Annotated in this window: 17 protein-coding genes; 4 read left to right on the top strand and 13 right to left on the bottom strand. The window is 61.0% G+C overall.

The genetic code is table 11. From position 1 onward, the window contains the following. Positions 1–14: 14 nt before the first annotated feature. The 4 genes from IPM06_20140 to IPM06_20125 are packed head-to-tail and all read left to right on the top strand — an operon-like array spanning position 15 to position 2,607. Complete coding sequence (locus IPM06_20140) at positions 15–557, top strand: DUF4326 domain-containing protein (GenBank protein MBK8772718.1); 543 nt, start codon at positions 15–17, stop codon at positions 555–557. A 9-nt stretch (positions 558–566) separates the two neighbouring features. After that, positions 567–854 carry a hypothetical protein gene (locus tag IPM06_20135; GenBank protein MBK8772717.1) on the top strand — a complete coding sequence of 96 codons (288 nt, stop codon included), beginning with the start codon at positions 567–569 and terminating at the stop codon, positions 852–854. Between the two features lie 20 nt (positions 855–874). Continuing rightward, positions 875–1,840, top strand: coding sequence for a radical SAM protein (locus IPM06_20130; protein MBK8772716.1), 966 nt, complete (start codon positions 875–877; stop codon positions 1,838–1,840). Continuing rightward, positions 1,837–2,607, top strand: coding sequence for a hypothetical protein (locus IPM06_20125; GenBank protein ID MBK8772715.1), 771 nt, complete (start codon positions 1,837–1,839; stop codon positions 2,605–2,607). The genes IPM06_20130 and IPM06_20125 overlap by 4 nt, the downstream gene beginning before the upstream one ends. Positions 2,608–2,851: 244 nt before the next feature. Here the strand turns inward: IPM06_20125 and IPM06_20120 are convergent, their stop codons facing one another. From IPM06_20120 to IPM06_20060, 13 genes are all read right to left on the bottom strand, one after another. Continuing rightward, positions 2,852–6,553 (bottom strand): LamG domain-containing protein, encoded by a 3,702-nt coding sequence (locus IPM06_20120; GenBank protein MBK8772714.1) that lies wholly within the window; start codon positions 6,551–6,553, stop codon positions 2,852–2,854. Then, a complete protein-coding gene (locus tag IPM06_20115) occupies positions 6,546–6,845 on the bottom strand; it encodes a hypothetical protein (GenBank protein ID MBK8772713.1) in 300 nt (99 codons plus the stop codon). The genes IPM06_20120 and IPM06_20115 overlap by 8 nt, the downstream gene beginning before the upstream one ends. A gap of 12 nt (positions 6,846–6,857) precedes the next feature. Continuing rightward, positions 6,858–7,205, bottom strand: a complete 348-nt coding sequence (locus tag IPM06_20110) for a hypothetical protein (protein MBK8772712.1) — start codon at positions 7,203–7,205, stop codon at positions 6,858–6,860. Next, entirely contained in the window at positions 7,202–7,408 is a 207-nt protein-coding gene (locus tag IPM06_20105; GenBank protein MBK8772711.1) for a hypothetical protein, read from the bottom strand. Before IPM06_20105 ends, IPM06_20110 begins: the two co-directional genes overlap by 4 nt. Continuing rightward, a complete protein-coding gene (locus IPM06_20100; GenBank protein MBK8772710.1) occupies positions 7,408–8,184 on the bottom strand; it encodes a hypothetical protein in 777 nt (258 codons plus the stop codon). Before IPM06_20100 ends, IPM06_20105 begins: the two co-directional genes overlap by 1 nt. Before the next feature lie 10 nt (positions 8,185–8,194). After that, positions 8,195–9,097 (bottom strand): hypothetical protein, encoded by a 903-nt coding sequence (locus IPM06_20095; GenBank protein MBK8772709.1) that lies wholly within the window; start codon positions 9,095–9,097, stop codon positions 8,195–8,197. A 75-nt stretch (positions 9,098–9,172) separates the two neighbouring features. After that, the gene (locus IPM06_20090) at positions 9,173–9,499 is read right to left on the bottom strand and encodes a hypothetical protein (GenBank protein MBK8772708.1); all 327 of its coding nucleotides are present in this window, start codon (positions 9,497–9,499) and stop codon (positions 9,173–9,175) included. Further along, positions 9,496–9,927 (bottom strand): hypothetical protein, encoded by a 432-nt coding sequence (locus IPM06_20085; GenBank protein MBK8772707.1) that lies wholly within the window; start codon positions 9,925–9,927, stop codon positions 9,496–9,498. The genes IPM06_20090 and IPM06_20085 overlap by 4 nt, the downstream gene beginning before the upstream one ends. After that, positions 9,927–12,536, bottom strand: a complete 2,610-nt coding sequence (locus tag IPM06_20080; GenBank protein MBK8772706.1) for a hypothetical protein — start codon at positions 12,534–12,536, stop codon at positions 9,927–9,929. Before IPM06_20080 ends, IPM06_20085 begins: the two co-directional genes overlap by 1 nt. Before the next feature lie 70 nt (positions 12,537–12,606). Further along, positions 12,607–13,497: a hypothetical protein gene (locus IPM06_20075; GenBank protein ID MBK8772705.1), complete on the bottom strand. Its 891-nt coding sequence runs from the start codon at positions 13,495–13,497 to the stop codon at positions 12,607–12,609. A gap of 69 nt (positions 13,498–13,566) precedes the next feature. Next, positions 13,567–13,830 (bottom strand): hypothetical protein, encoded by a 264-nt coding sequence (locus IPM06_20070; protein MBK8772704.1) that lies wholly within the window; start codon positions 13,828–13,830, stop codon positions 13,567–13,569. Continuing rightward, a complete protein-coding gene (locus IPM06_20065; protein ID MBK8772703.1) occupies positions 13,808–24,142 on the bottom strand; it encodes a hypothetical protein in 10,335 nt (3,444 codons plus the stop codon). The genes IPM06_20070 and IPM06_20065 overlap by 23 nt, the downstream gene beginning before the upstream one ends. After that, on the bottom strand, positions 24,100–24,909 hold the full coding sequence (locus IPM06_20060) for a hypothetical protein (GenBank protein ID MBK8772702.1): 810 nt from the start codon (positions 24,907–24,909) through the stop codon (positions 24,100–24,102). Before IPM06_20060 ends, IPM06_20065 begins: the two co-directional genes overlap by 43 nt. Positions 24,910–24,997: the final 88 nt, after the last annotated feature.

Genomic DNA, 24,997 nt, shown 5'->3' with positions numbered 1-24,997 from the left:
CACAGGAGGCCGGAATGGCTGAGCCGCGTCGCGTTCAGTTGAAGCGTTCAAAGGGCTGGCGGATGCCGGATAACACCCGCAGCGTTGCCCGACCTGGCCCGTTTGGCAATCCGTTCACGGTCGCAGATGCGCGAGAGGCCGGTTACACAGGCTCAGAAACCCGCCTGCAAATTTTCGTGGTGAGGGCCTTTCGCAACTGGCTTGCTGGTGACATCAGCGGATGGATGGGGCCAGAGGCTGACGCGGCCCGCGAACGCATCCTGTCGGGCCTGCCGGAACTGCGCGGCAAGAACCTTGCCTGTTGGTGTAAGCCGGGCGAAGCCTGCCACGCCGATGTGTTGCTGGAACTGGCGAATGAGACGCGCGGCAGCCTTCCTGAAACAGGATGGATGATCTGGAAAGACACGCGCGGCTGGTATCGGCCCGACGCCGCTGGCTACACCACGACCCGTCGCAAGCCGGGCGGTATTCATATGCTGATGCCTTGGCCCATTCCCACCCTAACGGAATCAACGGGCCGCGCGACGGCATGTCGATCAAGCATGAAAGCCACATAGGAGGCCGGAATGAGTGAAAAGATCGGCGGCGTAATCGTCACAGCCCCATTGTGGAACGGGGAGACAGAGGAACACCTTAATCTGGTCGTGACGCTGCTATCCGGGGCAAGCTACAGCTTCGCGGACGATACCAGCGGCGAATGGATCCACGGCAGCGCACAGGTGCAAACCGCAGCCCGCATGGTGAACGAAGCACGGCTTGGCTTCCATGCCATTCAATGCCTGCACCGGGACAAACCCCAGCTTGTGACGCTGGATCAATTCATGGACGCAATTCTGAAGGATGCACGGGAATGAGTGACACAGGCGGGGCGGCGATGACAGGCGCCGAGTTTGACGAAATCAAGGTGATCCAAAGCGCCGAGGTTTCGGTGAAGAAGCTGGTTCTGACCAAGGCGAACGCCGTGGCGGAAACGGTTCTCTACCGTTACCCGACCTACGAGGATCGCACTGTGATATGTTGCTCTAGCCAGAGCGGCTGCCCGGTTGGGTGCCGGTTCTGCGGGGCGGGTGACTATTTTGTCCGGTCCTTCACCGCAGATGAGATTGTAGCCCAGGTTGACGCCGCCATCGCTGAAAGCAAGACCGCTGCCGACAAGATGGAAAAGCTGCAGATCATGTTCATGTCGATGGGTGAACCGTTGCTGAACAAGAACGGCATGATCGGCGCGTTGCGCGCGCTTCACGCGAAGTATCCCCATGCCGCCCTTCTGATTTCCACCATCGGCCCAGACATTGATTGGTCTTGGGTGATCGAGATCAGCAAGGAAATCCCCAAGATTGGCCTGCAGTTTTCTATCCACCAGCCCAATGATGAAGCCAGAAACGCCCTGATCCCGTTCAAGAAGAAACTCGACCTGGCAGGCATTGCTCTTGTCGGCCGCGACTGGTGGATAGCCACCGGCCGCAAGCCGTTCATCAACTACTGCGCGGGCGACAACAACAGTTCTGATGAGGCGTCTTGGGCGCTGGGCGACATCTTTGACCCGCAGATTTTTGAATGCACGGTTTCTGTGATCTGCGAACGCAATGAAGGGCTGCCGTCGCGCAACGAGCATCAAGCCGATCTTGCCCGCGATTTCTCAGCAAAGATGATGGCGCTTGGCTTCAACGTCAGGGTCTTTGATCCGGCCGGGCAGGATGACATCGGCGGTGGCTGCGGGCAGCTTTGGTTTGTCCAGGATTGGATGGCAAAGAACCCAGACAAGGCAAGGCCATCTATCGGCTGCGGAATGCCGAAGGTCCACATCCCTGTTGCCGCCCGCACAGAGGGGGAAGGGTGATGGACCGCGTGCTGATCTGGTTTAGCACCGGCGCTGCCAGCTATGTCGCCGCCAAGATCGCCCTTCGCCAGTATCCGGGGGCGCTTGTCGTCCGGTGCGAAACGTCGAACGAAGACCCGGACAACTATCGCTTTGAAGCGGACGCAATGGCGCGGCTTGGCGTCGAAGTTACGATCATTCGGTCGACTGAATATTCGTCGGTTCGGGACGTTTGGGAAAAGCGGAAGTTCATTGCTGGACCGAAGGGCGCGCCTTGCACGGGCGAAATGAAGATCGCGCCGCGCCTTGCGTTTCAACGCCCCGACGACCTTCACGTCTTCGGATATACCGCCGACGCCAAGGATCGGGATCGGTTCGAAACGCTGAAGAAGAACTTCTTCGAATTGACGGTCGCCGCCCCGCTTCTAGACGCCGGAATCACAAAGGAAGGGACGCTGGCAATCGTCCAGCGCGACGGGATCGACCTTCCGCGAAGCTATGCAATGGGCTTTCCGAACGCGAACTGTCTTGGGACGGGTTGCGGCAAAGCGACAAGCCCGGATTATTGGGCGCTTTACCGCCTTCACTTCCCGGAAAACTTCGCCAGAACCGCCGCCTATGCGCGCAAGATTGGGGCGAAGCTTACCCGGATTCGGGGCGTCCGTTGCTTTATCGACGAAATCCCCCTTGATTGGCCCGTGACCCAACCGATCAGCCCCGTTTGCGATTTCCTTTGCGCGATGATCGACCCCGATCAGGAAGGGGGCGACAATGCCGATCAGGGCTGAAGAACGCGACCGCTATCCGGCGGACTGGCCAGCGATTGCGAAGGCGATCAAGGACGCGGCGGACTGGACTTGCGTCGGATCGCCCGCGTTCCCGGATTGCCGGGCGAAGCATGGGGAACCGCATCCGGTCACGGGGTAGAAGGTGATAATCACGGTCGCCCATTTGGACCATACGCCCAAACTGTCGGCCGGGCTTAAAGGGCCATAGATCGCCGGGCCGCAAGTCTCCCTGCGGCCCGTGTGGTCAGTAGCTTGGCGCGCCTGATGCCGTCAGCGGCCCGCCATCCAGCGCGATGCTGCCTGCGGTGCCCTGGTTCGACCAGGCCGGGGCATCGCCATCGTAATACCATTCGGGCGCGGTACCGGTCGGGGTCTGCCCGTTGGGGCCAAGGTTCACCGGCACGCCGGCAAGGGCAAATTTCTCGCGGTTCGCCAGAACCGACAAATCCAGCCGTTCGCTGACGCTGATCCAGACATGGGCCAGGTCGCCAAGCCAGTATTGCGAACCGGTGCTTTGCGCCCCGATCCCCATTTGGGTCAGGTTGTTGCCGGCCATCAGGATCGAGGCATATGCCTTTGTCCCGACCAGGTTGCCATTGATCCAGACATTCGCGGCGGTGCCGGTCCATTCGACCAGCATGTGATACCACTGGCCGGTGACGTGTTGCAGGTTTGACGGCCCGGCATAGCAGACCATGTTGTTCGACCCGGTGTCGTTGTAGATGCTCACCGTGACCCGGCCAGAAGTCGAAGTCTTGGCTTCCAGCCGGATGTTTGACCCAACACGGAAGCTGAACAGCGTCCGCGCACTGGCATTCCAGGCGGTGTCGGTGCTGCGATACCACATCGACACCATGCCCTGCGACGTGGCGGGAATACCGGTCATCGACGTGCTGCGATAGGCCGTTGACCCGTTATGCGTGGCCCCGCGCGGCGTGAAGGATGGCGGATCGACCGGGGCCGAAAGATCGGCCTGATATGGCCTGACCGCGATGCCCTCGAACGGATAGGTGGCGCTGCTGTCGTAAAGCCCCGGCACATGTTCAATCAGGAAGTCGGGATACAGTTCAAAGTCGCGCGGCTCGAACAGCACCGCCGTGGCCTGGCCGCGAAGGTATGACAGCTTGTCGCCAAAGGCGAATGGCGTCGTCGGGGTGATCCGCACCCGGCCCTTGCGGGGGCTGCCGCTGCCGGTGTCGGTGATGGTCACGGTCCCGCGATGATCCACCGGATAGCTGGTTTCAGATGTGTTGAACACCGGGCGGCGCTCACCACCAGACCGGGTTATTTCAACGCCAGTGACGGCTTGCCGATGCGGGGCCGATCCAGCATAGGACGGCCCGGAACGGAACGTGCGCAGCGTGGTCAGCGTGCCGCCGTTCGGCAGGTCCACCACCAGATCGGCATAGCTGCCATCGCTGGCGCCCTCGATCGCGCTGATGACGGGCTCACCGATGGTCATGCCGCTTGCTCGCAGCATTGCCAGCGCAAAGGGCCAGGCAAAGAGTATCTGCCCGTCAGCGCTGCCAGTGTCGGGGTGGATTTGCGTCGAGTTTCCGCCGAATTTGCAGACATGCGCCGAAGGGCCAACCGTGATGTTCACGGACTGCGCCAGGGTATTCGCGGCCAGATCGTGCATCACCTGCCGGTCAGGCTCGGAAAGCCGCGCGTCGTTCTCGCTGAAATTCAGCAATTCCGGGTCCGGGCTTGATGGCGCGTTGTGGAACGGCATCGGGGTAAGGACATGCCACTGCGTATCATCACGGGTAAAAATGCCCCGGCCCTTGGCGTCCGTCGCCGCCGTGCCGTCCCAAAGGCAATGGTCGACCTGCGTCCCTACGTTCGTTCCGCCAAGCGTGAAGGATGACCCCGCCCCGTCCGTGCCGAAGTAGAAGGGCCAGAAGGCGTTCACGAAGTTGCCGATCGATCCGGCGTCGGCGTTATACCAGCATTCGATCAGGTGCCCGAGCGGCTCGCCTGTTTCCGTCTCGATCTCATCCACGACAGCCGTGAAGTCAGACCACAGGCGGCCATCAGACCCGTCCGTGGTGTCGTCGTATAGGCTGGGGCGGCCCGTGCCTGCCACTGCCAGATCACCGATATGGAAGATGACGCCAGGCTGCGCATAGTCCAGGAACGCCGCAATCGCGCCCATGGCCGGGTTGACCGTTTCCGCATTTACCGCCGCCTGCGTGACGACCGTCCGCACTGGTGCCGACCCGACGCTTTCCTGCGTGTGCAGGATGACGTTGCCGTCTGTTGGGATGGTCGGTTTCGGTGTCAGGCTGGAATAGGCCCCGCCTACCTGGAACAGATAGACAACCTCTGATTGACCCATGAACCCGACCGAAAGCACGGATGCAGGTGCCACAGCTTCGACAACCGTCGCAGTCCCGGCCGCGATGCTGACAGGCCCGGAAATAGGATCGCCCGCCAAGTCACGCAGCCGCAGGATTTTACTTGGCCCTGCCGCTTCCACAATCGCCGGAACGCCCGCCGGGACATAGGCAGTGCCGCCCGGCGTGATGTAGCAAAAGACGCGCGGGCCGACTCGGACGACACAGGCGTCAATGTCAACGCCGCTCACGCGATACTTGCCGTAAGAGGTCGGGGTGATGAGGATGTCGGAGCCGGTGTATTGGATGGTCGGTTCCGTATAGGCCAAGAGAGACCCAAAGGACGGTTCCGACAGGGTGTCGAGCACGGTCATGCCGTCACGGGCCGGGGCTGCGGTGTTGTCGGCTTCCTTGTAGTTCGATCCCCAAACGATCTGGCCGTTGTGAGCATCGAACGGATAGAAGGTTGCGCCGCCCGACCCGGCTGCGACCCAGTTATGGGCGAAGATCACATTCCCGGCGCGCGGGTCTAGCGTCTCTTGCCACTTCGCCGGGGCAAGGCTTGGATATTCAGCCGAGCCCACCGTTGGCGAGATGCACTCAAAGAAGCGGTCGTCCTCAATGACAACATCGCCAATGTCATAGTTGTTCTGATCGGCCACGTCGCGCGTATATCCCGCGGCCAGCGGATAAGACCCCGGCCATGGCTGGAAGACGTTGGCAAAGACCTGCACCTCCCCGAGGTATGGCGATGACCCGGTGTTGCGAATGGCGCGGATGTATTGCGTGGCTCCGTAAAACGTGCCGGAATTCGCCACGAAGTAGTTGTTGTAAATCTTCGCCCCGGCCCCAGCGACGACGGTGATGTAATCGGTATGCGGCGCGGGGGCAGCCCAATATGGCGTGTCACTGGTCGTGCCGGATGGCGGGGTGTTGATCGGGACCGCCTGCTTCGACACATAGGGCCGGCCATTGAACATGACGGGGTAAAAGGCCGCATAGGTGTTGGAGAGCGAGTATTCCTCCCAATCGGGGACGGCCAGCGCCGAACCGATGACGTTGCCATGGATCTTCGGATTGTCGCCGGTGATCTTGAAGCCATCAACCGCGAAGTTCCAAATCCTGCACAGCGACATGTCCAGATCATCGCTGGCAATCAGCACGGTCGTGCCGGGGCCGGATGCCGTCAAATCATCGGTGCGGCGCGGCAGGCCGCTGCCTTCGAACTCGCACCGGATCGGCTGAAAATTCGTGGCGGTTTCTGTCACTTCCAGCACATAGGCGGCGGAACCGAACGTGCCTGGGTCATAGACCCGGCAATCCTCCAGCACCACGTCCGCCGCGTCGATCACCAGGCGATAGCCCGCGAAATCGTGGCCGGAGTAAGTGCCGGATGATGTGATGTTGATCCGCGTTCCGCTGGTCGTCATGCCAGAGGGAAGGGACGCCGGATTGATAGGCGTCGGGGTAGCCGCCGGCCCTACGCCACCGGGATTGGCAAGCGCCTCGACTTGCTGGCGCAGGGTCAGCGGCGCAGGCCCCGCCCCGCCGCCCGCCATGGCGCCGAGGCGACTTAGCCGCAGGTCGCGGAACGCCAGAAAATCACGCATGGCTGACCGATACGGTTGTGATCAGCGGGTCCATGTCCGACCATGCCCAAAGCCGGTTTGCGCCGCTGACTCCAGGCCACAATTGCGCAAGCGTCAGGTCGGCCGCCATGGTCTGGCCGGCGCCAAGTTCCAGCGCCCCATTCAGATCGGATGGCTCCGTAGCCCCATTGGTTGCGCTCAACAGGATTGCGCTTGGCGATCTGTTCTGCACCCGCACCGCGGTTGCATCCGCATTGGTCAGTGGCGTCCAGACTCTTTGAGGTATTTCGGTCAAGGTGTTATTGCGCGCCATGATGTTTTCCTTTCACCGGAAGAGTTTGCTGAAGGCCGAGAGGCCGAAGAAGCCCAGGATGATTCTGCCTTGCCACTCGTTCATCGGGGCAGGCAGCGAGTAAATGGTCCAGCCCCAGAACGGGAAGGCCGAGACAAAGGCGACCAGCGCCAGGTGCAGCGCCATCACCAGTGCGATGATCCCGATCGCCCATTGCAGGCCGGGGTTGTCAGCGGTCGCAAGGCGGTTGTTCAGCCGGGCAATCTCGACATCAGCCGCGATCCGGTCGGCATCATTGCCCGCCGCCAGCTTGGCCTCATAGGCGCGGCGCAACTGGTCCGGGATGCCACCGCCGAAGATGCTGGCGAGCAGGCGGATCATTTTGCCGGTCCCTGATCACGCAACCGCAGCACCGCTCCGAGAATGCCGATACCGGTGATAATCCACGGTTGCCATGCAGCCGGGATTGCGTCCTTCGCGTCCTGCGGGATTTCAGCCCAGAGCGGCGGAAGGATTGCGACGAACAGGAACAGCCGCGTGGTGTCGAAACGCCATGCCTGTTTCCAGTTGTGGATCAGTTTCATCACTTGCCCTTTCCAAAGATTGCCGCCAACACGGCCAGCACCGCCGCCCAGAAGCCGAGTTTGCTGTCAGTTTGAGGCGCGGCGTTAACATCAACCGAAGTTGGTGTTAGCGGTTTGGCGGTTTCGTTGACATGATCAGCCTGCGGCTTGCTTTTTGCGGCCCATCCGGCCGCTTCCAGAGCGGTGGCAAACTGTCGGTGGAACCCCGCCACTTCCTTGTCTGACCCGTCCCTGCCGTTCACGATCCGGCGCGGGTTATGGTCTGGCGTGTTCGACAGCGCGCCCGGAAACGCAAAGTCGGACAGCTTCTTGCCGGTAAACAGGCCGAGGGTCATGCCAACAACAGCCGCCACAGCACTGATTGCCGGATCAAGGAGCAACTCGGGCTTTCCCGCCAGATCGAAGCCGATCGCCCGCCCGACCACTTGATAATTGCGGCGATGCGTGATCTGCAACATGCCGCGCCCGAACATGCCGTCGCGCCAATAGGGTTCCTTCACATGCGGCAACTGCCCGGCCTTCCATGCTTTGTCCAGCCGGGCAATAACCGTCGCATCGGACGGGCTCTTGTCCTTGTGATACGGCATGACCGTTTCCTTGATCGGGGTCATGTAACCTCCGGTCTCACGCCTGACCTGCGCCAGCACGTTCGCCATGTGATGCAAGGGCAAACCGTCGCCCGCTGTCAGCAACGCACCCATGCCGACCACCTGCGGATCGGACAGTTTGCCGCCAAAGGCCGGTCGGATCGCGCTGAAAAACGCCACTTGGTTCATGCCCTCATCCTCACCTGAAAATTACGACAGAAACGTTTGCCGCATCCGTCTTGACGCTTGCAAAATTGTAGATGTTGAACCGGAACGCCGATGCGGTCTTGACCGTCGCGCTGTCGTCAACCCCCACAAGTGAGGACGTGACAATTGCTGCGTAGTTGGCATCAGGCATGTCTTCGGCGAAGTTGACGGTATAGTCACCAGCCCCATTGTCGGTGATGCTGGACACATTGGCCGAAGCCCGGATTGCAACTGTTCCGGTGCCATTGAAGTTGACCCAGGCGCGGGCGGCATAGGATGGCGCAAGGCCAGTCGCCGTTGTCAGCGAGGGAACGGTCGGAACCGCCCAGGCGAAATCACCGCGAAGATATGTGGTGGCGTCTGCCGTTCCACTTGCAGCAATCTCGGACGCCGGAACGGCATCGACGGAAATGGTTGGATTGCCGGACGCCCCATCGCCGTTGATGATGGAAACCCCAACCCCTGCCGTAATCGTCCTGCGGGCGACAACCATGGGCCCGACCCGCGAGAGCATTCCATTCGGCTCAGCCAGCAGCGCCGCCTTGACCTCAAGAACATCTGTCGTGTGTTCCTGCGCCTCGTCTCTGGCGGCCTCAGCTTCGACGGCAAAAGCCTGCGCTTCGGCAACCTTCGTGGCGGCCGCGAATTCAGCCGCCACAGCGCCCGCCTCTGCACCAGCGACGGCCCCCGCAGAGGCGGCGCCAGCCGCATAAGCGGCGGCTTGAGAGGCGGCAGTCGTTGCTGCGGTCAAGACTGTCAGGGCATCATTTACCGCGGCCACCAGGTCATCGACTACAGCGTCCAGATCGGCACGCTCGATGTCGTCTCCGGCATTGAAATTGGCCGCAAAAGTCCATGGCCGCTCGTAAAGTCCGGTTCCGGGATTCACTGGCATAGGTCAGGCTCCATGTTCTCGATGGAGGTATGCCGGAATTATCATCGGTCGTGCGGCGAGGTTATGCCGGGCGTTTCACTGCTTGCCGCTCCTGTCCCGAATTGCCGACTGATGCCGCTCGATCATCCGAATGTCCTCTGCGATGCCGCGCATGATCAGGATCAACTCTCCCAGAGCCTTGACGACATCCGCGAACATTCGGAGGTTCTCGCCGAATTTGCCATTCGTCTCACGCTGAACCGTCGTGTTTTCGGCCAACGCTGCGCGGGTGGCGTCATGGCTACCGACAGGTGGCGGCTCGTTCTTCTTGCGCAGGATCGCCGCTGTCGATACTGATGCCAGCAACCCGGAGATTGCCACTATAAGCGCCGACAAAGGCTCCGCTGTGATCCATTCCATCATGCCAGAAGCGCCTTCAACCGGAGTGCCGAAATGCTGTCAACGATAGCCCAATACCAACTGATGCCCGCGCCGAAAGCCAGCAAGGCGTAGGTGCAAGAGCCGGTTGAAGCTGGATCGTGCAGCATGAAGCCGAAGGCAAAGGAGGCGTAGACGGCGATTGTCACCCCAGAGGCATAGACCCGGATCAGCGGAGACCACCAACGATGGTTGTTGACCACCAGCGCCAGAATATGCGTCACGCCGGTCGAGGCGAACAGCGCCCCCCATGTGTCCTCCGTGCAAAGCGACAGCACAGCATATGCGCTCGCACCTCGCAGACTGACGGGCGGCATCAGCAGGAACACCCCGAAGACCGTCGTTGCGATAGCAAGGAACACTTCCAGCTTGCGGCGGTGGAACAGCCCGAGGTCGTCTGCGTGGTCCATCATCACACGGCCGCCGTCATTTCGACTTTGTAGCTGAACTGCTGATCCGTTCCTGCCGCCGATGGTAGTTGCACGCGCATCTTGTTCTTCGCCATCTCAGTTGGCACAATGAAGAAACCGGCCATACCGCTGGTCCCCGGCATGATAGCTATTTCGTTAAGCCTCGGCGCTCGCCACAACAACAGCGGCACGTCTACATAAGCATTCCCGGACAAGATGGTGGCGCTTCCAACCTCAAACCCGGTAGAGTTTCCTCGCAGCATTCCACTCTTGCCAGTTGATCCGGGAAAGCCGGTCCCCATGTTTGCAAACTGAAGGTAGTTGTCTGCTACGGCCAGGAAACTTTTGCGTGAGATCGCCACGCCTGAGGCAGTTCCGGGAACCGACGCACCGAGGGTCATCGTTGTGGTGCCGATGGTGGCAATGGAATACTCCACCCCATTGATCAGGCAGCGGTCAGGCGTTCCAATCGCGGTAAACCAGTCCCGGAAGCTGCCACTGTCAGCAGTGACGGTCGATGTTCCGTTGGTTGAAATGGTGATCGGGAGCAGGTTTTCCTGAGTATCGGTGATCGCGATACCGTGGTGCAGCCCCCCACTCGTCATCCAGTCAAAGTCTAGTGTATTCTGTATGCCGGTAAGCGCGTAGCTTCCAGGCCCGCCCCGAACCATGCGGATCGTCTCGTGGTTCGTCACCAGAAGCGGGTCCAGAATATAGGAGAAGGTGCAGAAGTTTATATGGCAGTGGTCTCCGCCCTCGCCTCCGCGCGTGGTGTAGGGATTGAGACGGATGAAATCCACATTGTTCGATGATGCCACAAGTCGGCACTTCTCGATGATGACCTCATCCACCCACCGAACGCACGTGATGAAGGTCTGATCAACATAACTGATGTCGATGTTGGTCAAGGTGATGTTGCTGACCGGACGTCGCCCGGTGTCCTCCGGGTTCGCGGTATAGACAATCCAGTTCTCGCCTACCGTCCGGTTCACCAGAGGTATCACGGTCAGTTTGTTCGATCCGTCATACGCCACTGTGTAGTCCGTGCCGCGCACCAACTCCGTGTAACGCCGAACGCTGCTTTCCCGCACCACCATGACCGAAGAGTTATACGTCTCCGGCCAGATGATATTGGTGGCGATAGGTGTCATGTCGCCAGTGCCAGACGCCTTGTATTCGTAGGGGTCATACCCACGGACAATCATGAAGTGCTGGCACGCCGCCCCAAGTGGGTTGTGCCAGTCCTCATAAATATTGTCGATGCAGTTCGTCGTATCCAAGGCGTCCAGCGCGATGTCGAAAACCGTCATCTGGTTGTAGCGTTGGAAATAGCTGTTGCCAAACCTGCAGTTGTTGTGTGCTTTGAGTTTGAACAGGCTCCAGTAGGCCGTCTCGCTGGCCGCAAGGCGATCAACAAAGTCATACATGATCCCAGTGATGACGCAGCCATCCAGATCGTTCGGGCCAACCCAAAGATACTGCCCGCGTTGGTAGAGGATCGACGCGCCGAGAGTCCCTACGATCGTGATGTTGTCTCGCAGGGTCACGCTTCCGTTGATCGAATAGACCCCACTGCCGATCCGCTTTTCGGGGCACGGATGGTCAACCAGTTTTTGCAGGATCGCGGTATCGTCATCGCCGACAAGGCCTGTAGCCTTCGGCCCGAATGCGTCCAGATGAACTTGGCCGTTGATAGCCATGACGTAGAGTTTTACCCCGCCAGCAGTGGTCCGGCTGTGGTCCGTTGCGGTGGATGCAGCCACCTGCCAGGAAAACCCTTCCTTGAGTGACCTGACGTAATCGCCCGCTACAACCGTTCCTGTCGCGCCATTGGTGTAGGTCAGTGACGTGTCGGCTGTCAGCGCGGCGGAGTCGTCAACCCACTTGCCTCCCTTGCTGGCGAACAACCGGGAAACCCTCTGAACTGATCGCTGATAGGCCCCACTTGCGCCAGACGGCGCAGATGCTGGCGCATAATAATCCTGATCCGATGCGGTGATCTGCGCTGACACATTGGCCGGATTCCAGACAAACCGCTCGATTGTCACGCCATCGGCGCAGACGGTATATTCGGTGCTGGCAGCCGGCGTGGTAAAGGCCTGCATGGCTGCTATACTGACAAATGGAACAACCGCACTGATCGCGCTAGCTGCGCTACTTGCGGTAAGCGCGCTTGCCGCCGCGGCGATGGCTGAGGTATCGGCCGCATCGGCCGCATCCTCCGATCTGAGCGTCAAGGCCAGGTTGTAAGCCGTGAGGTCTTTTGGAACCCGAAACCAGTTGCCGGCATAGCCTGTGCCGGGGTTGCCGCGCAGGGCCACCAGATAGTCATCAACGATGAAACTGATTCCGCCGACCGTGCCTGCGACGGAAACACGCCAGGCATCACGGTTGTGAATCGCTGTCAGGTCTGGCCTTTTTGTCGGGAAAGCGCCGGATGCGATCCAGTCTCCGACATAACTCATGCCACCCTGCAGGGCCAGATTCACCCCGACGTTCAGATCATCCAGTGCGGTATCCAGATCAGACCGCTTGATGTCATCAAATTCCTCGAACTGGTCGACAAACTGCCAGACCCGATCAAAGGTATTGCTGCTCACATTGTAGGGCATGACGCCTCGCGCTGATGATGTGGTTGTGGCGGCCGGGATTTCCGGCCGCCGGTCTCACCCGAGGTCAGGGTTAGCCGCCGAACTGTGCCACGCCGGTATAGGCGGGGGCGCTAATCCCGATAATCAACTCGTAGACCCGCGCGCCGTTTGGCGCCGAGTTGGGCACATAGGTTCCTCGAACATCGCCGGTGGTTGCGGTAGCGGCGGAATTCACGCCAGCCACAAGGGTTCCCGCCGTTGCCGCAGCGCCGTCCAGGATTTCCTTGAGAACATCCACCGCGTCGGGCAGATGGACCGGCAGGCCGAGAACGGTTCCGGTCCCGACCGTCAGGCTGGTGATGTCAGCCGATGTCGTGACGGAAGTGATGGTCTTGAACGCCTTCTTGCCCGCCAGTGAAGTGCCGGAGGCCGAGGATTCGCTAACAACAACCCCATATTCGTCGGTTCCGGTCACAGTCAGAACGGCAGTGCCGGTCCAGGCCGCAACCACGTTGCGCGCGAAGTCGAATGTCGCCACACCAGAGGCCGCGAGAGCGCCGTTGATGCCGGTTGCCAGACCGGTGGCAAGCGTGCAGGCCTGCGATGCAACAGCCCCATCGGCATCAGCCGTGATCGGTGCGCCAAGGTTGATCTTGACCAGGTGCATCGTGCCCATCTTAAACAAATCGGCCAGAATAACTTCCTTTCCAACCTCACCCACATCATCAGCCCGGTCCAGATACAGCCAGATGCTGGCCCCACGGGGCAGAATGGCGGATACCACCGTCACGCTGATGTTGGAGGCCCCGAAGGCAATGGTGAAGTCGCCGGATTTCGAGAACAGCGTTCGCGAAAAGTTGCTGACGATCATATGATCCGTGCCGCCGAGATACTTCTCCGGCAGGGTGTTGGCGGGATAGGCAACTGTGAAGGTGCCGGCGTCCGCAGAAAGCGTCTTTGCGATGATGTCGTGTTTTGCCATGATAAAGCCCCGTGCTTGTGACAGCGCGGGCAAGCGGCCCGCTTCGCTGGCGGGAATATGGCAAAAGGTTCAGGGTTCGTGCGGCGAGGTTGCAGGCTCAGGCCAGTCCGGCTCCCTGAGCGTCCATGCCGCCTCAAGCATTTCGGCGCAAACGGCGGCATAGGCTGGCGGATATTCGGCGACCTCGATCTTGGTCACGACATTGGTGCGTTCGCCAAGGGCTTCGCCGCGGGTGTAACCAACGAGATAGCCGCACGCCATGGATATGGCGCACAGCGTCACGATGTAGACCAGAACAGCCCCCTCGATCCTACTCGGCTCGGTGTCCAGCAACCTTGATGAACTCCTTGTTGAACTGCATCATCACCACATCTTCCGGTCGCGACGGCCTGACGAATTTTGAATTCGGCTTTCCGTTCTTGTCCGTCTGCCTGAATTCACCCTGGCCGTTGATCTCGCGCTCCGCAGCCAGGAGGCTATCATAGAGCGCCGCCTTTGCCACCACGTCGGGCGGCGGTGTGGAACCGGCCGGCCAGTTTTTCACGTCGTCATTGGCATCCCTGACCTCAAACCCGAAGTCCTTGTAGCGGTAGAAGTCGGTCCAACTGCTTCCGCCCGACCGCGCAATGCGAACAAACGGGATGTCCTTCATCTCGATGCCATCAGTCTTGCCGGTGAGTGTCTTGGAGAGCACGTCAAATGTCCGGCCATAGAATGAACCGGCACTTCCGACTGCGAACGATGCCATGTAATCCATCACGGCGGGCGACAGGTCGACCAGACCGGATGTAACATCGTTGCCACCGGTAAGATCATTCAGGGTCTTCGTGATGAATTTGGATGTCTCGGTTGTGCCCGGTTTGGCCTTCACCGCATCCGGCAGGTATTTGTTGTTGCCGTAGAAGTCGGATGGATAGATCGAGTTGCCGAAGTAGTTTTCGTTGCTGGCAACCTCAAGGACAGGATCAATAAGGCCCGGAACCAGGGAGTCGGTCGGCATCCACGATTGCAGGAAGGCGGCTCCTACATCCGCCAGCGCTGCGTCCGGTTCCTTCACGCCACGCAAGACCTTGCCCAACTGCTGCCCAGCATAAGGGAAGATGTTGTAGCCATAGGCCAGCGGCAGGGACCACGCCTCACCGCCGCCAAAGGAATGGACCACATGCAGGTTGGTCCGGTTGCGGTAGTCCTGCACGTCCTTGTCGTAGAACAACTCGCCATCATCGTCTTCATCCGACAGGGCGGCATTCATCAGGTCCAGCATGAGACCAAGGCCGACTCCGCCGATCGTCATGGCGGCAAGAAGTTTCGGGTTCCGCAGCGCCTGCAACAGGCGCACGCTGCCCTGCATTCCGGCGTTGAAGAACGGGTAGACCACATTCAGGGTCGGGCCGTATTCGCCGCGGCGGTTGAAGTTGACGGTCAATTCCTTGGACATGAACGCTGCCTGCTGCGCGCTCATGCCTTGGTTTCTGGCCTCGACAAAGGCGGCGAGTCGGATGGCGTTATCCACCGCCAGGTTGATCTTCTCCACCGTCGACAGGAAAATGTTGTCGCGCATCGACAGCGCCGTCATGCGCTTCAAGCCACGAATTGCCGCATTGCCGCGCTTGAGCCGCAGGCGCTTTTCAAGATCTGACTTTCCGGCCTTCGGATTTTCGATCACCCAGAACGACACTTGTGCCCCGGCGGCCTGAAACTCGCGAAAGTGCTTTGCCCAGACGGTATTGGCATTGACGCCAGAACCGCGCGTGGCACCCATGAGGGCCTTGCGCCAATCCCTGGTCATTGCCAGAGCGATCTTTGCCCGCCCCTTCGTGTCCATGCCAAGCATATTGATCTGCGCCGTTTCAAAGTCACGAATGGCGTTCTTGACCATGAATTCCGGGTTCAGCATCGTGCGCGCCATCGAGAACCAGCGCGACAGCGGCGCGATGAACCGGATGAACGTGCCCATCTGATCGGCCCCGAGGCCGGTCATGGCGCGGGCAATGCGGGCATCGTGCATGACAATCCGCGCTTCCTGCCCGCTGATCTTCACGGCCATCTCATTGGGCTCAAGCGGCTGTTGGGCCGCGTTCGCGTTCCTGGTTTCGACCAGACCTGTGGTGCTGTTGAAATATCGTTTCTGCTTGACCTGCACGACCTCCCACAGGAGTTTTGACGGATGGCCCTTTGCCAACTCATAGAGCGACCGGCCGACCACGTTCTTTTCGGCCCGGATCGACACTTCCTGCGCTTGGGTAATGGCACCGATAAGCGGGTTGAACGCCTCGGATTGGCGGCCAAGCGCGCGGCGGCTTTCCTTGCCGCCGATGCTGAATCGGCGCCCAATGCCGGATATATCAAGTGTGGCCTCGCCGTGATCGGTCTCCGCCCAGCCCTTCATCGGCACATAGTGCTTATACATCGAGCGCCACATGGTCGCATCGGCATGGCTGATCAGGCCTGAATTCACCCGCAACTCCAACGATCTCTCGCGTAGGGCGTCAATCAGTTTCCCGATGCGGTCGAGCGTGGCGGCGTGCTTGCTGGCGGCGGCCTGCGCGAGAATGCTGTTGGCTTCGGCATCCGTCATGCCAGAGCCACCGTCAGGCATCTTCGGGTTGATGGATGCGATATGGGCGTTGCGCTCGACGGCATGTCGGGCATAGAGCCAGGTTCCCACCGTATCAGCATCCAGGTCGCCCTTGGTGGCCGCGATCAGGTCAATGATCGGCTTGGTGAAGTCCTGATCAATCCGGCCCAGATGATTGCCAACTTTACCCGAGAACGTCGTCTCGGTGAGGTAGACGTTCTGATCCTCCGGCAGTTTGACTCGAGAGGCCTTCTCGATCTCGGCCTGAGCGCGGCGTAGCGGAAGCATCCGGTCCTGCAACAGCACTCGCGCACGATCCACGGCATCCATTGCGGCGGCGCGGCCGTTTTTCAGCCGCTCCCAGATCGGCGCACTGGCCGTCGTCAATTCCTCCCAGATGTGGCGGTTGGGCACGAAGACCGCCCCACCCATGGCCGTCGCGCGGTTGGCAAGCGCCTGACCGGAAATCGTGTGGATCGGACGCTGAAATTTGGTGTCATCCTCGGCGAAGCCGTCTCTTGCCTTGAAAATGTCCGAATAGGTCAGTATCGTGGTGTCCACGGGAAGGCGAGAAATGGTGTCGCCGAGAGGTGAAGCACTACGGGAATTGGCCCCGATGTGCTTATATCCGTCGCTTTCCCGCCTTGCCTTGACATATCGAATCAGTTTCCCAGACTCTGCCTTGCGCAGAAGGTCGGACATCTTGTCCTTCGGGTAGACTGTTACGACGACGGTGGCCGCTTCGTTGCTGGCCGCTGTGCCGTTTGTTTTTATGACAACAACCACTGGACGACCATCATCGACAGACTCCGATGTGATGACGATCAAGTCGCCTTGACGATCATCACCGCGGTTGTCGATGACCATTTCCGGGTTTGCAATCAAAGCCGGAAGTTTCAGCCAAGCCTGTGCTGTGAGGTCTGGGTGTGTCTTACTGATCGTCTTTGCTTTACCTGTTGGGAGCACCATGCGGCGCCCGACGCCACCCAGGCGGCGAATGACGGGCGGAACGTCCCCCATATCCATCACGGGCGGCAATCTGACATTGCGGAACAGGTCAATTACCTGCTTTCCCCAATTCACCAGCCGGGCCTGATGCCGATCCGCCGCCACTCCGTTATTCCCCGCATCCCGAGCGCCAATCTCGCCAGACAGCACGCGCCCGAACACATCCTCGGCGGTCTGGAAGCCTGCCCCGTTGAATACATTGCGGAAAGCCCGCATCAGTCGCGCGATCTTGTTGAACGCCTGCACCAGGAGCGGGCCCTTGGGGGCCTTCTTGGCCTCAAGCGCCTCGCTGAATTCCTCCGCAATCGCTTCCTCGACCTGCTGTGATGGCGACAGGTCGGGATACCGCTTGGCGATGTCGTGCTTTTCCATCCAGCCCTTGGCCGCCGCTGTTTCCAGCGCAGTCCACTCCTGGGCCGTGAACAGGTTCATCGCCCGCAGTGCGTGGATGACCTCGTGGTAGAGGGTCTTGGTTGGGTTCACGCTGGCGCCGATGGTGATTTCCATCGCGCCCTGCCCGGTTATGGCAAACTTGCCCTGCCACCATGCGCCAGCCTCTGCCGTCAGTTTTACGCGCTTGAGGTCAAGGCGGTCCAACTCAGCCCGCAGTTTTGGCAGAAGGCGTGTGATTTCCTCGGTCGCAGAAGCAGCCTCGCGGACGAGTTGCGGTGATGTCTGGAATGTGTCGCCGGTCTCTTCAAACCCGCCCGTGGTCGGCTTTGCCATATCGTCAAGGAACGCCTGCCGGTTGGCCTCGGTCTTGAACTGGAAGCCGGGCATGGCCCCATTGCCACGGAAGGCCGAATAGTAGCCATCGTGCGCCCTGGCGACCGCCAGCATGGCGATGTAGACATCACGCTCGACCCGCGCTCCGGCTGTGGCAACGAACAGGTCAATTCCGGTCTTGGCGTGAACCACCTTTGCCAGTTTGAACGCGCCAGCGGCGGCAGACAGCGCCGGTGCTTGCGCTTGACTTGGAACCGGCGTTGATGCGTCCTGCCCCTCGGTCTCCAATTCGGTCACGGCGTCGACCACCGGCGCGGGGCGGGGCGGCACTTCCATGTGCTCGATCTGGCCGAACATACCCTTGATCGTGGTCGCATCGACCGTGATCCGGTTGTTTCCGCGGTGATCAAATGCCAGCGCCACCAATTCATCGGCATTGCGCGCCTTGTCGATGATAACGATCCGGCTCATCACAGAGGTTCCGGCCCGCTCGAACGTCACGGCTGGAAGGTTCACGATGCCAGTCAGCGACAGCATCTTGTCGCCGCGCCAGACCTCGCCGCCCATCAGATTGTCAAACCGCGCATCGGCACTGGGGCCGCTCGGAATCAGGGCAACGATCCGCCCGCCGGGCCGCAAGTGTCGAATGGCCTTCTCGACATGATCCATCGCAGTCTTGCCGCCCGATCCGAACGGCGGGTTCATCACGATCACATGCGCCTTGTTGACCAGGTGATAGGCCTCGAAGGTGCTTTCGACCGTTTTACCGTGAGGGGCGCGCAGTTGCGCCCGGCTGGCGAGGTCCATCGAGGGCTCGACCATCGTCAGGTCGATGCCGTCAGGCATGTAGCGCGCAATAGCACCATCGCCGGCCGATGGTTCAAGCACGCGCTCGTTTGGCCTGATGCCCGCCCACTCGACCATTTTCAGGGCCAGTGGTTCCGGTGTCGGGTAGAAGTCCAGGCCTTCACGCTGATCGCGGCGGCCGCTGATCTTGGCGCGGCCAAAGTAATGCGTCATCGCGGTCTGGAATGGCGTGGTGCTGACGGCCCGCCGATCCCGCGCCTTGCCGCCAATGCCATCCTGCGCCGAAGGCTCGATCGCTTCCGCCTCGATATAGGCATCAATGAAGGCATCCATCATCGTGCGCGCTTCATTGCCCAGCGCCAGGTTCTCGACCGTGCCGCTGCGCTCGGCAATGGTCTTGGCGAAGGCGCTGCGCTCCCATCCGGTGCCGATGGTGTAATAGCGGAAGGGTGCATTGGTGACAGACCCGACCCGCAGGATGCGCCCCTCTTGCTGCAGCGAGGTTGTCGGTTTGGTTGGCATCCCGAGATTGATCAGCACGCGCTGGTGAGCGCCGGTGACATCGTGCATCGAAATGCCGGGGCCACCCGCATCCGCCTGCACAACCAGCACATCCACGCCGCTACCATCGGTGTTGAAGGCCGCGAGGTTTGCCAGCCGCTTCTTGGTCGGCACAGTGCCGTTGAAGGTGCGCGCCCGGCCACCAAAGGCCGTGGTCAGGGTGTCTATCGGCGTGCCGTAACTGGAAAAGTCGATCTTGTTCAGATCGGGGTGCTTGGTCATCAGATCAGCCATGGCCTTGATGGCATTGCCATCCTGCCCATCGACCACCTGTGCGAAGGGGTTGAAGCCGCCGCCGACATTGAAGCCGTGGAACACCACGACCTTGCGACCCATTGCCAGGTGCTTCTCGATATCAGGAACGGCCGCCTTGGCCTTGATGGCCTCAAGCAGTTGCATCCGCTTCTGGTAGGTGAAGTTTCGGTTAACCGCCCGCTTAAGCGACCGGTAGCCATCGGCCAGCGCCTTGTCCGGCGAAGACTCACCTTCGCGCAGGTCTTGCAGCACCGCGTCGATCTTGGTGCCAACCGCATCAGCCATCGTGACGAACTTGCGGTCATAGTCGACATCGACCTGCAGTGCGCGCCCCGACAGAACGCCATCGCGCTTCATCTTCTCGTGGAACTCACGCTCGAACACCGCGCTATTCACCGCCGCTTCCGGCTTGGTCAGTTTGTGGTAGCGAATCCGATAGCCGAAATTCTGCGTGAAAAAGAGGTTCTGACCGCTCTGGTTTGACCGGCCGACCTTGCCATCATTGGGATAGTCGAACAGGAACCCCTCGGCATAGTCCACGCTCTTGTCATAGGCGAATGGTGTGGCCGACAGGAACAGCACCTTGCCGCGAGGCTCCTGCGACCACTTGGAAACCTCGGCATCCTCGCGCGCCTTGAGGCGGGTGTAGACCGTGGTCTTCTCGGCCCCGTCCTTCATCGCATCGAATGCGGCCCAATCCTTGGCGTGCAACATCCGGGACCGGGGCGCCAAGTCACCGGGACGCCCGGCCAGCGCGCGAACACTGTAGAGCGTCGAGGTTGGCGTCCCTGTCGCGTTTGAACTGAGATTCTGCGCCTCATCCGGCACGATCAGATCGAACTTGCGCGCCGCGATGGCATCGTTTCCGGCCAGGTTGGCATAGGTGGTCATCGTCACGCCACGCCCGGCATCCCTGGTATCGGAAAGCTGGTGGACCGGCACGCCCAAGGCGTCAAGTGTCCCCTTCCAGCCACGCAGGATGGCCTCGGACGGCGCGAGGATCAACACGTTGTCCTTGCCCATCTGAACGAACCGCTTGATCACGCCGCCGCCACTGTAGGTCTTGCCGGTGCCGGTGCCGTTTGTGATCATCATGCCGTGCCCGTTTGGCAGGGCAAAACGGCGCTCGACCTTGAGCACATCATCCTGTTGCTCGGGCAGAAGCAGCGGCAGGGTAGCGCGAATGTTGGCCTCATCCCCTGCCACCGGCCTGATCTTGTCGGCCTTGGCCTGCGCCGCCGCACGATCCCCCTGAGAAACAGGACGCTCCATGGGCGCTACCGGCACATCGGCCCGGCCGGCGCGCGTTTCGGCCAGGTAGGTTTCAAGGTAGGGCTGCAGTTTGGCAACCAGATCGCGGGTCAGGCCTGCCTTTGCCAGCGGCGCAATGATGGCGCGGAACAATTCCCGATCCGACATGGATGCCGGATCAAGCCCTTCGACCCCCTCATTGAAAATGGCATCGAGGGCTTCCTTCTTGCGCTGATCAAGGGCGCTCGATTCCTCCTGAAAGCCGGTCTGAGGCTCAGTCAGGAACCGCGCAAGGCGCTCCTCGAACAGGTTCTTGATGTCCCTGACGCGCTCGGCGTCGGTGCGCTTTACTCCGGCTCGACCAGAAGCATCGCTCGCAGTGCTGCCTGTTGTGCCTCGGTCATCAGGTAGTCGCCCGTCGCCACCCGCATTGCCTCGTCCACCGTTTCCAGCGGGAACACCGCCGCGTTCGGTCCCGCCTGATCCTGCCAGGTTCGGATTGCCTTTGCCTCCCAGAGCATCGGCATCACCACCAGGTAGGCCGCCGATGTCGGGCCGCCCGGAAACAGGCCGTCCAGCCGTTTTTCCTCCGACTCCAGCGCCATCGCCAGAAGGTCGTCCGGCAGCGGGAACATCTGCTCCGCCCACGGGGTTCGCAGCGGGCCCGCCTCCGCTATCGCGTTCCAGATCGCCGCTGGTGCCTGATACATCGCCATCTCCAAACAGATCATCCAGCGCGCCGTCAATTGCGGCGTTGCCGGTGGTGGCAGGCTTTACGGGTTCGGTTGGAACCCGCCCTTTTCCGTCGCCGTCTCGGCCAGTTTCTGCAGGCTTTCGATTCGGTCTGTCAGCAGCGGGTTGTGCGGCATTGGCGCCGCCTGCAGCCGCGTTATCTCCGCCTCGATCTCCGATCTTGGCGATGTCGAATCCGGCCCGTCCAAGCCGATCAGCGTGAGTGCTTGAAACTCGTCCATAGATATCTCCGAAATCAAAGCCCTCGGCTTCCATCACATGGAGCCATTCGGTCTTGCCAGTGTAGTTGATCAGGCCGAGTCGTTCCAGCGTCAGCGGGAAAATGGGGCGGGTTCCACGGCGCCACAGCGCCTCACCGCCATCTTTGGCCCCAGCCGCTTTTCCAATCTGGATAGCCTCAGCATTGGCAACCGCCATCAATTTGCCGAACAGGGGCTCCAGGTGCGCGGAAACACTGTCCTTATTTTTCGGACCAAGGTTTTCCGCATCCTGCGCGCCGCGGTCCGTCAGTGCCTTGGTGGCGGTCATCTCATGGCTGGTTCCATCATGACCGGCGATGACCATCCGCATTCCGGGGAAGATAGCCAACATGCCGACATCAGCCGAACCCGGCCCACTGCTCGACGGATGGTTGTGAACCGAATAGGCAACCTCACCGGCGCGTCCGGCACGCCATACGGAGGCGTGCATCGACACCCTGGACCTTTCGCCGGACATGATGGCGAGAGGCGTGCCGTCTTTCGCCAGAACGACAAGGTGCTCGACGCCGGTGGCCTTGCCGCGCGACCGCACCCAGGTTTCGGCAATTCCGGTCTTGGCCTCAAAGGTCTTTGCAGCAGCCAGATCACCGGCGAGAGACCGGCCCTCGGCACTGTCACGCAAATCCAGACCGGACGCATTATTGAATGGCGCGTCGCCAGCCCGTTCATGCTGCCTGAGCACGTCGCGGCCGCGCTGAATCAGGGACTCGCCGGTATCGCGGGCTGGCGGTGCCTCTGGCTTTACGCCTTCTGGGCGTCCTTCCGGGCGCTGGCCGCCGATTTGGTCAGTTGCGCCTTGTTCGACGGGTCTGGCTCCGTTTCCGCCAGGCGGTCGAACACTCGACCCATTGCTTCCAGCGGCTGGCGCAGCGAAGAGGTCGGAGGTTGGTTGGGCTTGTCCATCGTCTTTCTCCTGCTTCTTGCGCGCCAGATCGAGCGTGCCATCCGGGTTTGCGCCACCGCCGAACATATCGGCTCCGGGCGCCGTCTTCATCGCCTCCTCGACGTAGAAGCTGAATCCGAGAACCATCCTGTCACGACCCGCCGGTTTCGTCCATTGGCGCGTGTCGCGGAACATCAGCGCGAGGAAACGCTGGCCCATCGGGCTGATGCCATCGCCTGCAAGAAGGTCAGGCTGCTTGACGAATTCGATCACGTTCCGGTTGGCGGCGCGCGCCCGATCAACCAGCGCCACGGCCTCAAGCAGGGCTTTGGTCTGGTCCATCTCCGGCGCGATATGGCCACTCTCGGCCGCGGCGCGCATCTTGGCCCACATCGGGGCAATGTCGGTCAGGGCGCCGCCGATGGCGCGGATGTTGTTGTCCGTGGCCTCGATCAGTTTCTCGACAATGCCGGAATCGCCATAGGCGCGGGCCAACAGAGCGGCCCTGATGCGGCGCACGGCCTCCTGACTCATGGTTCCATCGCGGGAAATCATGGTGCTTTGCTCATTCTCCGGCACAGCCGCCTGCATGAATGCGCGCACGAAATCCCGGTTGGCGGCTGCGTCGATATCTCCGCCGCGATAGATGTCCAGCGCCGATGCAGGAATGGCCTTGGCGTCAGCCATGGCCTGTTCTGCTGCCGACATGGACAGTTTGGTGTCGGTGTTGCTGTCGCGGGTGTAGGCCTCGATCTGGGCCGGGGTCATGTCGGTCTTGCGAACACGGACGACCACGGGGTTCCTGATTCCGCTTAGGTCATAGCCCTGCGCCTTCATCTCGGCCTGATAGGCCTGCACCAGGTCGGGACGGTCGCGGTAGATGCGGCCAAGCGTCATGGTGCGGCCATTGCCGCTCTCGACAATGCCGGATGCATCCACCACCGGCGCACCATCGGCTGTGGTCGGCAGGTCGCCCAGAAGGCGCGGATTGAAATCCTGCATGATGCGCTGAATCTGGCGCTCGCTCTCGCCCTTCGATCGATCTCGCGGCTGGCGATCCTGCGGATAGGCAGGGTTGATCCGGCCGTCATCCACGTTCGATGCGGTAAGGTCATCGAGGCTGACCACGGCCAATTCAACATCAACCTTCGCCCCGGACGGGGTTTGGATGGTATCTCGCTTGATCGGGCGGGTAGCGATGACGCGGCCTGCCTCTGGCGGCGCAGGAGCGGCAGGCTCGGGTAGCGCGGCAGCGGCGGGAGCGGCGGGCTCAACTGGCGTCTGTTCGGGTGCATCTTTCGGTGCTGAGGCGGGTATTGCCGCAGCATCGGGCGCCGAATCGCCGGCGCGTCCAGCCGCAGGCGGCGCCACTTCCGGCTGACCAACCGGTGTGGGCCCTTCCTGCGGCTGTTGTCTGGCATCCCTCGTGCTGCCAGGCGCACCACCCGCGTCAGCGGCGGGGGTCTCGGTAACGACCATCCATTGGTTCGTCGTCTTGTCGCGGGCAACCATCCTGCCAGTCAGATGCCAATCCTTGCCGACGCCGCTCGATTCCTCGACCACATCGAACCGGTCTGGCTCGGCGGCGATCTGATCTGCGGTGATGGTATTGCCTGCCTGCTCCGGCGCAACTGTGTGTGGGGGCGCGGTTGTGTCACTGACCGGAGCAGGCGTGGCCTCCGGCGCTTTTGGCGCCGGAGAGGTGCGGGCGCAACGACCGATGCCGGTCGCTGCGGCTGAACTGGATTGGCTCGCACCGGGGGAGCGGCTTCCGCCTGCGGTGCGGAAGGTGCTGCCTCTGGGGCCATGGCTGCGGCAATTGCATCCGGCGCGGGGCCGGGCGGCAAAGGTTGCCCTGCGGCCATTGCGGCGGCGAGGGGATCGACGGGACGCGCCGGCGGGTTTGCCAGTGGATCGGCAGGAGTGCCTTTCTTTGCGCGGCGGTCAGCGAGGGTTTTTGAGATTGCCTCGTAACCAACTGCGGTGCCGCCCATTACAAAGCCCATGACGCCGCCCGCCGCAGCCGCATCCGCCATTTCCCGCGTGGCTTCGCCCCAAGTGCTTTTCTCGTTCAGAACTCCGTCATCAATCAGGATTTGCAGACCTTGAGTCAGTGCCTCCGATGCGGCTTCTGTGACCGTTCCACCCACAATCTTTGTGAGGCCACGCCCACCCTCTTTCAGGATTATTCCCAACGGAACTACTTCAGGGATGGCTTCAGCCAGAGAATAGAGATTTGCAGCGGTCGTCGCCTTGTCGCTGTCATATCCGGCTGCGCGCTTATCCACATAGGTTGAGCCACGGGAATAAAGCCCGAGATAGGCCAACATTGGGATCGGGTTTCTTGAGACAAGCGAAGTCATCAGACCGGGGGCCATGTCACCAAAAGATGAAATGCCGGACACCAGTGCTTATTTA

Source organism: Hyphomicrobiales bacterium (assembly GCA_016710435.1).
GTDB lineage: Bacteria > Pseudomonadota > Alphaproteobacteria > Rhizobiales > Aestuariivirgaceae > Aestuariivirga.
Note: the sequence above shows the minus strand (reverse complement) of the source record. Positions and strands in the feature narration are given on the sequence as shown.

Excerpts from the sequence above, each read along its gene's own strand:
- IPM06_20100 (MBK8772710.1), bottom strand. The coding sequence starts at position 8,184 with ATGAACCAAGTGGCGTTTTTCAGCGCGATCCGACCGGCCTTTGGCGGC.
- IPM06_20085 (MBK8772707.1), bottom strand. The coding sequence starts at position 9,927 with ATGATGGACCACGCAGACGACCTCGGGCTGTTCCACCGCCGCAAGCTG.
- IPM06_20060 (MBK8772702.1), bottom strand. The coding sequence starts at position 24,909 with ATGTTGGCCTATCTCGGGCTTTATTCCCGTGGCTCAACCTATGTGGAT.
- IPM06_20120 (MBK8772714.1), bottom strand. The coding sequence starts at position 6,553 with ATGCGTGATTTTCTGGCGTTCCGCGACCTGCGGCTAAGTCGCCTCGGC.
- IPM06_20090 (MBK8772708.1), bottom strand. The coding sequence starts at position 9,499 with ATGATGGAATGGATCACAGCGGAGCCTTTGTCGGCGCTTATAGTGGCA.
- IPM06_20115 (MBK8772713.1), bottom strand. The coding sequence starts at position 6,845 with ATGGCGCGCAATAACACCTTGACCGAAATACCTCAAAGAGTCTGGACG.
- IPM06_20105 (MBK8772711.1), bottom strand. The coding sequence starts at position 7,408 with ATGAAACTGATCCACAACTGGAAACAGGCATGGCGTTTCGACACCACG.
- IPM06_20135 (MBK8772717.1), top strand. The coding sequence starts at position 567 with ATGAGTGAAAAGATCGGCGGCGTAATCGTCACAGCCCCATTGTGGAAC.
- IPM06_20075 (MBK8772705.1), bottom strand. The coding sequence starts at position 13,497 with ATGGCAAAACACGACATCATCGCAAAGACGCTTTCTGCGGACGCCGGC.
- IPM06_20095 (MBK8772709.1), bottom strand. The coding sequence starts at position 9,097 with ATGCCAGTGAATCCCGGAACCGGACTTTACGAGCGGCCATGGACTTTT.
- IPM06_20110 (MBK8772712.1), bottom strand. The coding sequence starts at position 7,205 with ATGATCCGCCTGCTCGCCAGCATCTTCGGCGGTGGCATCCCGGACCAG.
- IPM06_20080 (MBK8772706.1), bottom strand. The coding sequence starts at position 12,536 with ATGCCCTACAATGTGAGCAGCAATACCTTTGATCGGGTCTGGCAGTTT.
- IPM06_20130 (MBK8772716.1), top strand. The coding sequence starts at position 875 with ATGACAGGCGCCGAGTTTGACGAAATCAAGGTGATCCAAAGCGCCGAG.
- IPM06_20140 (MBK8772718.1), top strand. The coding sequence starts at position 15 with ATGGCTGAGCCGCGTCGCGTTCAGTTGAAGCGTTCAAAGGGCTGGCGG.